The organism is Sporosarcina ureilytica, assembly GCF_001753205.1.
GTDB classification, from domain to species: Bacteria; Bacillota; Bacilli; order Bacillales_A; family Planococcaceae; genus Sporosarcina; species Sporosarcina ureilytica.
Genome location: NZ_CP017560.1, coordinates 2216284 through 2229654 on the forward strand (window position 1 = coordinate 2216284; position 13371 = coordinate 2229654).

Consider the following 13371-nt stretch of genomic DNA (forward strand, 5'->3'; position numbering starts at 1 on the left):
TCTTAATCTGATGGGTATTGCTGAACAATTTTTATGAATAAATGAATCGCTGACTCAAATACCTCTTCGTCCAAATCAAATTTAGGATGATGGTGAGGGTATTGACTCTTTTCGCCATTCATTCCAACAAAAATAAAAGCGCCCGGCCTTTCATTCAAATAAAATGAGAAATCCTCCGCAGCCATAACTACATCCACTAATGAAAATACATTGGCTCCCAAGTGCTCTGTAATCACTTTTTCTACAAACATGCTTTCGGTACTGTCATTTACTACTGGAGGTGTTCCATCAATAAATTCAACCTTCGCAGTCGCCAAGAAAGAAGCACATATTCCATTTGTTTGTTCCAATATTCTTTTCTTAATGAAATCTCTTGTGTCAGTTTTAACAGCCCTCATAGACCCAGATAGAGTTACCGTTGAAGGAATGATATTGTAATTCGTTCCACCCTCAATTTTCCCAATAGAAATAACAGAAGGATCTACTGGATTAATTTGTCGGCTTACAATCGCTTGATACGATTGGATCAAATGTGAAGCAATATAAGTAGGATCAATTGTTTCGTGCGGCAACGACCCATGCCCCCCACTCGCTTCAATCACTATTTCAAAGTCATCGGACGAACCCATCATGGGGCCATGTGTTAGTCCTACACTTCCTTTTTTCAGTCCTTGCCAAAGATGGATTCCGAAAATGGCGTCTACATCCTCCAAGACACCCGCATTTACGAGTTCAAGGGCACCACTAGGGGAGATTTCTTCCGATGATTGAAAGATAAACTTTACATTATGCACAATTGACTCATGATTTTCTGACATCCACTTTGCAACCGCCAACAGTATTGCCGTATGCCCATCGTGGCCACAGACATGAGCGACTCCTGGAACTTTAGAGATATAACCAGCTTTTTCGCCTTCTTCATGGACTGGAAGAGCATCTGTATCTGCACGTAATGCAATCGTTTTAGAACCTTTCGTCCCTGGAAGAAAGGCAACTAAACTCGGATGTGGAAAATCTAATATTTCTAATCCCAGTCCAGTAATAATCCTTTTTATATATTCATTCGTTTTATGTTCTTCTCCAGATAACTCTGGATATTGATGCAGGTACCGTCTATGCTTGATTGCCCATGCTGAAAGAGTCTGGAGTTCTTCTCTGTTTTTCAATTCCGTCCCTCCTTAAAATGGTCCATATTGAGTCAGTTGAGCAATAATTAAGAATACGACGGCAATCCCGATCTGTATTAAGAAAAATGGAAATACCCATTTAACCCATCTAGTCCAAGGTATACCTGCCATAGCTAAACCTGCCATGAAAAATCCTACGGTTGGAAATATTATATTGGACATTCCATCACCAAGTTGGAACGCTAAGACTGTTGTTTGTCTCGTAACGCCTATCAGGTCTCCAAGTGGAGCCATAATCGGCATCGTTAATGCTGCTTGACCACTTCCAGAAGGAATTAAGAAGTTAAAGAACAGTTGAAATATAAATATTCCAATTGCACTTAATACCGGCGGCAATGAATCTATCATATTAGAGGCATAATATAAGATTGTATCCATTAACGAACCATTTTTAAAAATAACCAATATTGCTTGAGCAACCCCAATAATTAATGCCCCTGGTAATATTTCTTTTGCACCGTCAATAAAACTATCTGCGATATTACTAGAAGAAATTTTTCCGATAAAACCAATTAATATTCCAAAGAGTAAAAACAGCCCTGCAATTTCAGTTATATACCAATCAAGCTTGATAACCCCATATATTAAAACAATGAAGTTTAAGAGGAATGTATATAATACAAGCTTATGCCTTGTCGAAATCTTAAAATCTTCATCTATCACGGAGACAATCGTCTCCCTGTCATACCTGCCATAAAAACCTAGACTAGGATTGGCTCTTACCTTTTTAGCATGTCTTGTTACGTACCAGACTGCAGCCACGTATAACGTTGCTAAAAGGGCCAACCGTAAACCCATTCCTGAGAACAATGGTAATTCAGCTACGCCTTGGGCAACACCAACTGTAAAAGGATTCATAACAGCCGCCGAAAAACCGACTGATGCACCTAACGAAACAATTGCAAAACCAGTAAATACATCAAACCTTAAAGCTAGTGCAAGTGGAACCAATATCCCAATATAGACTAACGTCTCTTCAGCCATTCCCATCAAAGTACCACCCGCTGCGAAAAACAGCATTAATATTGGGATTAGAATTGTCGCTCTATCAGAAAATTTTAGAGCTATCACTTTCACAAATGCTTCCAAAGCACCTGTCGTTTTCAGGATTCCAAATGCTCCACCTACAATAAAGACGAAGAAAATAATTCCAGACCCTTCAAGCATTCCTAGATGGATACTATTGAACAAATCCATAAAGCTAGCCGGTGTAGACTCAATAAAAGTGAAAGTTGCTGGATCAACAACACTTCTCCCATCCACTTCTTGTCTTTCATATTGTCCTGCTGGCATAATATAAGTTAATATAGCGGCTACAGCAACAACAATAAACACTAAAACAAATGCATTAATCCCTTTAGATTCAACAATTTCTGTCGTGGAGTCATTATTTTCTAATGGTTTTTTGCTCATATTTTCGCCTCCCATTTATCTTCCCACTTTTTTACCATCGCACCCCCGCCCAAGGCACGAACAAGATCCAAGTGCTGCTAAAATTTATGCCAAGCTTTCCAATCTAGTAGCCCCAGTGCTTAAATATTTGCTAGCCTCTCCTTCTTCGCAATAGTTGGACAAGTGTCGAGCTCGTCCTTGTTTTAGTACCTTATGCACTTATGGAGTAATTTATGAATTTGACATGAATAAAAAGGTCCAAGCATATGTACATAACTTTTGGATAGACAGAAATGGAGTGGGTTTTAATTAGATTATTTTTTTGGATAGCAAAGAGAAATATGGCAGTTTAATTTCAGATGCCTAAGACTATTTAATTGTGTCGCACACTGGTACCCAAAAATCATTAAATAAAAAGAAGAACGAACAGCCCACATTCAAGCCATTCTTCTTCACGCAGAACCTAAAAAGTTTAAAATGAAAGGTACCTAAAATTATCCTTCCCAATAAAAAACAGTTCGCTGCAAGTAGACTCACCTACTCGTAGCAAACAGTTAAATATTTTCAATCCCTGAAAAAGGAGTAAGTTCAACTACCTGTACATTTTCAACAGCCTTAGGAGGTGTTGTCCATGCAAAAGAGGCCTTCTTATTACAGAATTGCGCCCGATTCTTGAACAGTTGAAAATTACAAACAAAATTATTTGAGACGGTTCTCCAAGGATTCAATTGACAGTTTAAGTGCAATTAGACGACGCTCATTTAATGTTTTTTGAGAACTGCCTTCATTTGCCTTTGCTATCTGTTTTTCGATAGATGGAATAAGACTTTGTAGAACCTCTATGGAGGCCAATATCGTTTCTTCGTCATAAGAAAAAACTTTCTCATTCCAAGCACCTTTAAGGCTTTCTAAGCCAATTTTCACAGCATTTCTCCTCTTTTTGACAAGGGTTGTATTTGAACCTTTCTCTGTCATTGTTTTATATGCGTTTGAAAGTTTATTAAAAGTCGACTCCAAGGATTTAATCGAAAAATCTTGGGTTTCTTGGTTAACAGTCTTCATCTACGAACCTCACTTGCGTTTTAAAGTAATCCAACGGTTAATATGCCATATTAGAAAAAATGGCTCGTTTATGTAGGAAGGGCGCATTTTCTTGTTCCATTATCGCAACCGTTGAATAATTTAAATTACTAATTTCAATTTATACTGAACTGATTCTTAGCCTTTCAGCATCTATATAATCATAGATTTTCAATATCTCTTTATCATAGTCGTTCTCAATTTCAAAATATTTAACGCCCGATTGCAAGCATTGTTCTTTAAACTCATGGTGCTCTTTAATTAATTCATCAATTGATCTTTCTTCTAGACATTTACGGAATTCGATAATGTTTCTATATTTCTTTATCTTTGATTCGAAATTCTGTTGGTTATAATTTGTTGAAAACCCCATGAATATTGGAATAATTTTTTCAGAATAATTGACGTCAAGATCTTTTAAATAGTGAGGTAGTATGTAACATCCTTCAATAATATGTTGTCCATTCTCAATATTCGTCATAATTATTCCCTTTAATATTGGCCAGAGTTTATCGCCAATAGCCTCTGTATCATCTAATGGTGTAAAACCACAATGCTTGCCCCCCCTATATAACCCCATTTTTAAATGATCTATAGATAAATATGGGATATAGTATTTTTCTAGAAGCCGTTGTGCCATCAATGTTTTACCTGTACTACCTACAGCATTTATTAAAATAATCATATCTTACTCCGCTCTGAATTATTTAAAATTTATTTCCAGTTTACTCCACAAAATGGCCCATTTGTTGCACGCTAGATCGAAAATCGCGCCCGTTAATGGAACTCTTAGCGTCTTATTTATTCGTTTTATCTTGCTCTAACAGTTCAATTATTCTATCTAGTTTTTGCTCCACTTTTACATTGTTTTCGGCTCTTTCCCTTTGAGTAACCGACATTTTTTAATGAAAACCGTAAATGAAACAAAAAATAGGATTATTAGCAGAATAAAAATCGTCGTAAATACAATATCACCCATGTTTACTGCGTTCATTGTTGCTTCCCCCTCAGATTGATCTCCTTCGCAATCTGGCCCTATAGCTTAAGAAAGCGCAGTTCTTTTTCAAGAAATGCGCCCGATTGTTGAAGATTATAAATTAAATTTTTCTGAAATGATTTCAGCTACTTCTCTTGCATCCAAATCGGTATTATTAATTTTGATGTAATTTTTATTTTTTATTTCACCTTTGTTGGAGTTTAATCTGTGTTTTTTCATCGTCTCTTTTAGTTCATATTCAGACCATTCAATGTTTCTTTTCGTAGGTTTGTGTTTAAGTCGATGCGGACTTTTGTTTCGATTCAACCTTTCTTTAATATCAGCTTCTAATTCCACGAAATAAATAGTTGCGCCTTGGGATTCAAAAATTTCACTTGTCTTGTCTACAAAATCCCAATCCTCCTGCTGATCAAAAGCCCATACATAAGTAAAAATTAAACCTTTCAAATTACTTTCAGCTACTGCTTTAAATATTTCTGTTCTAAACAAAGATGACAACTTCCACGTTTCTGGGCTAAAACCGAATAACGGTTCAAGTAATTCAATGGTCATATGATTGTGAAATAGTTTCAAGTCAGTTACTTTCGCTAGTTCCTGTCCTACTGTCATTTTACCAACTGCTTGTGGTCCAAATATAAGTACAAATTTCATAAACTCCCCCCTAAATCCTACTAACTTGTCCGTTAATTCCTAAGCTTTATCCTGTAAACTGGCCCGATTGTGGAAAGAAAAAAAGCCACCTTTTAGCTAAAGAAGTTTTTATACAGAGATATAACAACTCCACATATAAGAGCTATTCCCAAAAAAGTAAAAACTAAAAAAAAGGGAGAACCAACCATTCCAAATGCTACTTCATTCTGGAGGTAGTCGACCTTCTCCCATTCACCTGTTATATCTGGCTTATGGAATCTCGTTTTAATATATCCAATTCCTATCGTACAAAACATATAAACTAAATGAATTACTATCGAAGCTATAAATGCTTGAATTACTAATTTCATTTTTACACCTTCCCACAATCTTGCCCAATTCCGGTACAGCCGAATTCAATAAGCGCGCCCTTTAACGGAATAAATAGTTAATAAAAGCACCAGAATTTGTTGAATATAAATCTTTTCTTATTGTGGATTGATGTAATTAATTTTGGCAGCTTTATATTCTTCAAGCTCTGTTAAACATTTATAAACTTCTTCAAAAGGCAATTGATTTAAATTCTTATATTTATTTGGATTTGATCTATCTTCTGGTTTATTGAAAATAATTACATATGGCGTACCGTCAATATTTTTACTAGCCAATAAACTTATATATAATTCCAAGTCTTCAACTAACCCTTCGGCAAGTATTTTTAGTGCAGTTTGGGGTCCTACCAACGAAAAGCGAAAAACATACGCTAAGGAATTTGTTCAGATAACCCTGAGTTGCTGAACACCCCATGATTAAATGGTTTATATGGATTTTCCTCTTCTGGAATTGTTCAATAACCCATTAAATAATCAATGTCCAATAAAGACTATAACAATAGGTTTTTGAACATCCTTAATGCCTTGGCGTATAAAATTCTATGAATTTGCTTGTCGAATTTTGCTTAGCGTATGTTTTCCGCTAAATGTTGGTGAGACCCCTTATATTAATAAATCCGAGTAATGTTGATTGCCGTTCCGACTCGTGCTGTTTCTATAGGAATTTACATCTACACTCCAAACAAGGGAAAGTTCTTTAAACAAAACATTAAAGTTATAAAAGTAACTCATCTAAACAATATTAAAGCAATCGAAGCTTGTATATCTTAAGCTCCGATTGTTATTAAAAATTAGTTATAATTTAGCTTTACTTGCTACTCTAATTGTTCTTGGGGATTAGTTTTAATCATGACGTGATATACGTAATAGACAAGGGCTCCGATAACAGCACCGTTGATTGCAGGGATAAAAAATGGAATGAATAATGCGCTGAGACCTCCAATTAACCATGCCAAAATACCTGGCCAGTAAATACCCTGTTTCTTATTGAAGGTCCCTTTAGAAACGAGAAAATATTCACTGATTATGACTCCTGCTGCTGGAGAAACGAATGCTGCTAATATACCAAGGAATTCGATGAAATATTGCATAATACCGAACAGCGAAAGTAATGTGCCAAGGATACCCGCGACGAGTGTCCACCAAAAGCGACTCCATCCAAAAACTTTTGTTAATGCGAGACCTGCACTGTAAGATGAAGTTATATTTGTAGACCATTGCATGATAATGACGAGTGCTAGTGAAATGAGTGGTAACCCAAGTTGCTTCATCACTGCGGCTATATTCCAAGGCTCATCAATGTCTCCAAGTGAAGAAGCAGAGATTCCCATCATAGCTGCAATAACTGTTAAAATAAGCATTGGAGGGAATATTCCGACAACTCCTGATAAACTTACGTGTGATAGTTTGTTTTTCGTCCACCGAGTATAGTCGGCAACAAAGCTTGCACCAACAACCATACTCCCGACAATTAAATTAATGCCCCATATAATTGATTGTTGTGTTGCAGGTTCAAAGCTCCATAATCCTTCTAATCCTGTGATGCTAATTGCTTTGTTAAAACCATAAATTGTAATGATGATAATGGCGGGTATTGCCAGGTAATCGAGCCATGCCATACTGATGACGCCATACATTGCTGGAATACAGAAGATAATACCAAGCGCAATCATAATCCACGGGAGCAGTGCTTCATTACCCCCAAGCACTTCATTTAGTGCTTCTGAGGCAATAGCTACTTGTACTCCATACCAACCAACGCAAGGAATAATTGTAATAATAAACGCAGTTGCAATATTCGATCCTTTTACACCAAAAGCAGACTCTCCAATCACGTAAGTGTTGAGTCCTTCACGTGCTCCAATGTAACCAATCGGCACGTAAAAAACAAAGACGAGTAAAAAAACAGCTGCTACGATGGCGAATATTGATTGAGCCAATGAAAGTCCAGAAATAAGTGCACCTCCACTAGCAAATGAAGAGAGTGCTGCTGTCATCCCAAAGTAAATTGCAGCTACTGTAAACCAGTGTTTACGTTTGTTTTCCGGGATTGGGCTTTGTGCATATTTACCTTCTTCTTCGTTGACATCGTATGATTTCATTCATATATCCCCCTTTTATTTGTACTCAAAAATGTAAAAATGACAAATCCTATGTCTTGTTTAAGAGAATAAGACATAGGATTTGATTTCTCTATCCCCCTTTGTCACCCATTAATGCGTGTGAACTCATTCAATTTTTCCACTGGTGTATAATCGTGTGTGAGACCAAAAGCTTCTGGTCCACAAACTTCAATACCTTTTTCTGTTCTTAGTTTTGTATCGGCAGGGATGAGTAGCACATAACCACGGTAACCATATTTAATGATATCTGTGCGTATCGCTTCTCCCGTTTCTGGATTGAGTAAGATAATTAAATCAGGTGGTAATGAACAAATAATGCCATTAATATCTAATTGTAACCATTCATTTTGGAAAACAATGCGTGCAGTAGAACCTTTATGCTCATCAATACCTTCCATCGTTATTGTCCCTGATGAAAAACCTTGTGTCATCTCTACACCGAAATCACGGTGGAGATCTACTACTTTTCCTTTAAACGCTATGATGCCTTCCGTTAGTTCAGCAATATCATGAATTGGCTCTGTATTATTCATCCGATTGGTACGTACAATGGCGCCAATTTCTTGAGCTTTTGTCACTGTGTGATAAATTGCAGTGCGTTTCATTTCACAACCAGTCATTGGATAACCAGCCGTCCAAGAAATCCCACCATATGCCATGGCCGCACTACGTATTATGCCTTCAGAAATTTTCCCGTTATCAGAATGCACTAAGCTGACATGCCCTTTTTCGCTTGCAGCGGCTACAGGCGAAGGACTTATTCCTCCAATATAGAAAGAAGTCATGTGCAACTCTGGAAATGCACGCCCCATCCCATCCGCATTGATAACTGGAATACCTAGTGCACCAGCTACTGCTAGTGGAATAATCGTATTCACCCCACCAGCTTCTGCGGGGATAATCGCACGCACTTGTTGGTTCAAGTAGCGTGAAATTGTTTCTAAACTTGTAAACACCTCCTTGCCTCCTGGGGGCTTTTCAGTTAATACAACAGGTGCTCCAAGGCAACCAACGAAGGCGACGAGTGCATCATTAGGTACATCATCGGGTTCTATGAGTACAATATCGTTCGCATCATTTAAAATTTCTTGTGCCCATAAGTAACCGATATCTGGGTCTCCACCCCCTCCTGTTGCTAAAATGGTCGAACCCATGGTAATATCAATTAAATCTTGTGTCTTAATAACGGTGTAATCAGTTACTTTCCACTCTCGTAAAATATCGTATACAGACATTTTTTCACCCCTCTCTCATCGAATGAGTAGCTCTCTAGGTGATGATGTCAGCACTTCACAACCTTCGCTTGTAACGAGAATCATATCTTCAATACGCGCTGCACCGATTCCATCTACATAGATTCCTGGCTCAATTGTTATAACCATATTCTCTTCTAGCATACTCTCTTCCCCTTGATCAACAATTGGATACTCATGGATACTAACTCCTATACCATGGCCGGTAAGATGAGGAAATGCTTCCCCATAGCCATTCTCTGTAATAAAATTACGTGCAATCGAATCAATGAAATGCGCACTTTGCCCTGGTTTAATAGCCGAGATGGCATGTTGTTGTGCTGCGAGTGCAATGTCGAAAATCTCTTGTTGTTCTGCATTTACTGAATCAAGTGCGAATGTCCGTGTAATGTCTGAACAATAACCTTGATAAATTGCGCCCATATCAAACAAAATAAGTTCGTGTGGTGCAATTACTTTGTCTGTAGAAATACGTCGTGGCAATGCGCCGTCTAGACCAGACATAATGAATGGCTCAAATGAAAATAATTCAGCACCATTTTTCTCCATAATATATTTGGCAAATCCTGTTGCTTCTTGTTCTGTTATGTTATCATTTTTTGCTACATAGTCTTTCACTGCATCCATTGTTAGACTGGCAATTGCTGCCGATTTTCGAAGTGTAGTGACTTCTGCTGGTGTCTTTAATTTAAACTGTTGGGTGATTAGGTCATCAATTGATCGAAGTTCGCCACGGAAAATTGACTGCACATAATCTAAGTGATTCATTGTAATGCCTACTCTCTCGATACCGACAGTACGCCAATTTGCTTTGACCATTTTTCGTAAAGGAGCCAAATAGTCAGGTGTATCTTCAAGAAAAGATTCTATAGTATCAATCCAACAGTCTCTTACTGCTCGTTTGTAATCAAGCTTTGGTACTAAAAATGCGATAGTACCATCTTTTTCTATAATCAATACAGATTCGGTCAAAGAATTAGAACGAAAGCCCGTAAAGTAGCGAATGCTACTTTGATTGAATAACACAATTGCATCAATCTCTTGTTGTTGCATACGCTGGATGAATTGCTTTACCCTCAATTGAAAATCAAATTGCATCTTTATTCCCTCCTACTTCCTCTTACAGAACGTCCTCAATCTCTTCTTCAATCTCTGGATTAATAATAAATATTTTTTGTGGTATACGTGATTCAATGCTCGAACCAGATTGACTTGTTAACTCAACTAAAATAAAAGTCTTTACAAGTGTGTCTAAATGCGTCTTACAAATTTCTTTTTCCTCTTCACTGACCTCGTCGAGTAAGTCTTTGTTTGAAATATAGGGTTGCTCATAGACACGTAAGAGCAAGTCACGATACATATTATCCTCTTCGATTAACTGCTTCACTTGATTAATCATTCGTCTCGTTCCTTTCTAGTCATGATTTCTTCAACGCTCTCGTATTCTTCTTCATAACCAAAATAGCTTGGGCCAAAGCTATCCAGACCTTTTTGTGTACGCATTCTTTCTTGTGCAGGAATAAGAAGAATTGATCCACGATATCCGTATTTCATAATATCTGTTCGAATTGGTTCGCCTGTTTCATTATCTAAGATTGTAATCAAATCTGGGGGTAAACAAAGTGTTTCGTCATCTACTTTGAGACGTAACCACTCGTTTTGGAAGTCGATTTCAGCTATTTGTCCTTTATAATCTCCGACCCCTTCCATAATCACTTTTCCAGCAGAGAACCCTGTTGTTGCTTCTCCACCGAAATTACGGTGAATGTCGATGATTTTCCCGTTGAAAACTCTATAACTATCGACATCACGAGTTTCTTTAAGCTTTTTAATAATTTCTTCAATTGGATCCGCATGACTTTTACGTGCGTCCATCACTGCTTTACCGATTTCCCAAGCAATGCTTTGCGAATGGATAATAGATTTATCTTTCACTTCTTGTCCCGTCAGTGGATACGAAGCTTTCCAAGAAATTCCACCGTATGTCATCGCTGCATGACGTGCAATACGCTCTGCACGAATGTCATCCTCTTTAGTATCAATAATTGTCAGGTTCCCGCGGTCATCAACGGATACTGCTGGAGATGCATGACTACCATTGGCTACCCATGAGGTTTGATGCAATTCTGGAAATGCACGGTTCATTCCATCTGCATCGACAACTGGAATATCTAATTCACCGGCAATTGCATAAGCAACCGTCGAGTTAACACCACCGGCTTCGAATGGGATGACTATTTCCAGTTCGTCATCCAAATAACGTGATAGTTCTGTAAACGCTTTTTTCAAAACGTTCGAACTTGGTGGTTTCTCTGTTAACACGATTGGCGCTCCGAGACAACCCACGCTGGCACCACGCACATCATTTGGCAAGTCAAACGGATCAATCATTACGACATCTTTTCCTTTTTCGAGGGTATCTAATGTCCAAAGTAAACCAATACCCGGGTCCCCCCCCCCCCTGTTGCCAAAATAGACGCACCTAATGTAATTTCCTCAATTGCTTTTTTATCAATTACGGTATAGTTTGTAATTCCCCATTTTTCAAGCTTTTTATATACGCTCATATATAACTCTCCTCTAATAATAAATGGTCATTCGTTTTCCAATCAGTTAAAAATCTCGCCTTTAACACGTACTCGAATCTTTTGACGTTTGCCAGGCATATAAGCGAATGGAATTTCTTCGATATCCATAATAGTTGCTGTGTCTTTCAAACCACCTGCTACCTCTAAATTATTTTTTGCACTTTCAATTACTTTGTTAATCGCTTCTTTGCGATCCTCTATTTCTAAATCGAAGACAGCTTCTGCATATGCGCTAATTTCAGCAATAGTTGCCCCGACTGCACCGCATACTTCAAAGTGGTCTGGGTTAATTACCTTTGACGTTCCTGCTATGTCTTTTTTAGGCATTGTCGTCGCCCCCCCCCCTACAATGAGTGCAGGGATATCTTCTGGCGTTGTTTTCATTTGATCTATTGTGATTTCAAGTAACTCTTTAATTTTCTCCGTTGATTGGATAACAAGTGAATCTGACAACTGTTCAATTTTCTCTGGGTGTGTGACAAAGTTCGTTTCAAATATCTCCAAGTTTTCACCGATGTCATCGCGCGCCACAGCTATGTCATGTACTGTCAGCATTGGTCCCCCGAATGAACGCCCAAGATTGACTAAATTGTATCCTGTACTTTCTGGACCGATGCCAAGTACCGATGTCCCTTTGTTCTTAATGATCGTTCCTCCCCCGAGTGCAATTGATAATAAGTCTGGGCAGCGAATGTTCGTTTTGACTCCACCAATGGATACAGTAATAGCCGACTCACGTGGGAAGCCATCGACGATGTAACCGACGTCTGTCGACGTTCCACCGACATCTGCTACTACACCGTTTGTCACACCTGATAAATGTACTGCGCCACGAACACTCGCAGCTGGACCAGACGCTACAGTGAAAATCGGATAGTCGATAGCGTAATCGGCTGACATAACACTGCCATCATTTTGTACAACGAACAGTGGTGCTGTAATCCCACGATTTTCTGCCGCTTGGCGCAAGGCATTTATCGACCGTTGCATAACTGAAATTACGGAAGCGTTCAGAATTGTTGAGTTCTCTCGCTCTAGCAAAGAAATTGTTGAAATATTTTGTGAAAGGGTAAGTAAGATGTCGTCGCCTAACATTTCTTTAATAATTGTTGCTGCCCGATTTTCATGATCAGGAATCATTGGAGAAAAGACACCTGTAACCGCAACCGAATCTACTTTTCCTTTCAAGTGTTCACATGCCTGGCGAATAGCATCCTCATCGAGTGGCACAATGTCGCGTCCATCATATTCTGAACCACCGCGGATGATGAATACGTTGTCTTTTCCGCCGATTGCTTTCTTCAAATCTTTTGGCCAACCTGTCAATGGAGGAATTGCAGTTGTCGCAGGTGCACCAATTCGAATAATCCCTACTTTATTCAAGTTTTTACGTTCAATGATTGCGTTTGTTGTATGAGTAGTACCAAAAGATATCATACCGATTTCTTTTGCATCGACTTTGCTTTTATTCAAAAGCTCATCCATTGCATTGATAATACCTGTTGTTACATCCTCAGTTGTAAGCGTTTTCGCTTTTGATAAAATAGTAGTCCCCTTGACGATAACTCCGTCTGTAAATGTTCCCCCAACGTCAAATCCAATACGTAATTCTTTTCCCATAAAAACCCTTCCTTTTACAAAGTGTATTTTCAAACTTAGTAAGGATGAAATGAGCTACAAAGCACTCGAAAATGCATGAACATTCACTCAAATAGCCTTATGTAATAGT

At 38.2% G+C, this 13371-nt stretch carries 15 protein-coding genes; all 15 read right to left on the reverse strand.

Features of this window, described 5'->3' with window-relative positions; all coding sequences use genetic code 11:
* Positions 1–2: 2 nt before the first annotated feature.
* Positions 3–1166: a M20 metallopeptidase family protein gene (locus BI350_RS10960; RefSeq protein ID WP_075528151.1), complete on the reverse strand. Its 1164-nt coding sequence runs from the start codon at positions 1164–1166 to the stop codon at positions 3–5.
* Positions 1167–1178: 12 nt separating this feature from the next.
* A complete protein-coding gene (locus BI350_RS10965; protein WP_075528152.1) occupies positions 1179–2600 on the reverse strand; it encodes a YfcC family protein in 1422 nt (473 codons plus the stop codon).
* A gap of 678 nt (positions 2601–3278) precedes the next feature.
* Entirely contained in the window at positions 3279–3641 is a 363-nt protein-coding gene (locus BI350_RS10970; protein ID WP_075528153.1) for a hypothetical protein, read from the reverse strand.
* 139 nt (positions 3642–3780) lie between these two features.
* Positions 3781–4344, reverse strand: coding sequence for a P-loop nucleotide/nucleoside kinase family protein (locus BI350_RS10975; RefSeq protein ID WP_075528154.1), 564 nt, complete (start codon positions 4342–4344; stop codon positions 3781–3783).
* Positions 4345–4456: 112 nt separating this feature from the next.
* Positions 4457–4558: a DUF4083 family protein gene (locus BI350_RS17245; protein ID WP_245698250.1), complete on the reverse strand. Its 102-nt coding sequence runs from the start codon at positions 4556–4558 to the stop codon at positions 4457–4459.
* Positions 4519–4653, reverse strand: a complete 135-nt coding sequence (locus BI350_RS17315) for a hypothetical protein (protein WP_281181742.1) — start codon at positions 4651–4653, stop codon at positions 4519–4521. The genes BI350_RS17245 and BI350_RS17315 overlap by 40 nt, the downstream gene beginning before the upstream one ends.
* Before the next feature lie 96 nt (positions 4654–4749).
* Positions 4750–5307 (reverse strand): DEAD/DEAH box helicase family protein, encoded by a 558-nt coding sequence (locus tag BI350_RS10980; RefSeq protein ID WP_075528155.1) that lies wholly within the window; start codon positions 5305–5307, stop codon positions 4750–4752.
* A 467-nt stretch (positions 5308–5774) separates the two neighbouring features.
* Complete coding sequence (locus BI350_RS10990; protein WP_075528157.1) at positions 5775–5975, reverse strand: hypothetical protein; 201 nt, start codon at positions 5973–5975, stop codon at positions 5775–5777.
* Positions 5976–6493: 518 nt separating this feature from the next.
* Positions 6494–7780 carry a purine-cytosine permease family protein gene (locus BI350_RS10995; protein WP_075528158.1) on the reverse strand — a complete coding sequence of 429 codons (1287 nt, stop codon included), beginning with the start codon at positions 7778–7780 and terminating at the stop codon, positions 6494–6496.
* A 104-nt stretch (positions 7781–7884) separates the two neighbouring features.
* Positions 7885–9036 (reverse strand): S-methyl thiohydantoin desulfurase family protein, encoded by a 1152-nt coding sequence (locus BI350_RS11000; protein ID WP_075528159.1) that lies wholly within the window; start codon positions 9034–9036, stop codon positions 7885–7887.
* A 15-nt stretch (positions 9037–9051) separates the two neighbouring features.
* Complete coding sequence (locus BI350_RS11005) at positions 9052–10152, reverse strand: M24 family metallopeptidase (protein WP_075528160.1); 1101 nt, start codon at positions 10150–10152, stop codon at positions 9052–9054.
* Between the two features lie 22 nt (positions 10153–10174).
* Positions 10175–10453 (reverse strand): hypothetical protein, encoded by a 279-nt coding sequence (locus BI350_RS11010; RefSeq protein ID WP_075528161.1) that lies wholly within the window; start codon positions 10451–10453, stop codon positions 10175–10177.
* Entirely contained in the window at positions 10450–11541 is a 1092-nt protein-coding gene (locus tag BI350_RS11015; RefSeq protein WP_342672217.1) for an S-methyl thiohydantoin desulfurase family protein, read from the reverse strand. The genes BI350_RS11010 and BI350_RS11015 overlap by 4 nt, the downstream gene beginning before the upstream one ends.
* Positions 11475–11621 (reverse strand): hypothetical protein, encoded by a 147-nt coding sequence (locus BI350_RS17250; RefSeq protein WP_245698251.1) that lies wholly within the window; start codon positions 11619–11621, stop codon positions 11475–11477. Before BI350_RS17250 ends, BI350_RS11015 begins: the two co-directional genes overlap by 67 nt.
* Positions 11622–11663: 42 nt before the next feature.
* Positions 11664–13262 carry a hydantoinase/oxoprolinase N-terminal domain-containing protein gene (locus tag BI350_RS11020; protein ID WP_075528162.1) on the reverse strand — a complete coding sequence of 533 codons (1599 nt, stop codon included), beginning with the start codon at positions 13260–13262 and terminating at the stop codon, positions 11664–11666.
* Positions 13263–13371: the final 109 nt, after the last annotated feature.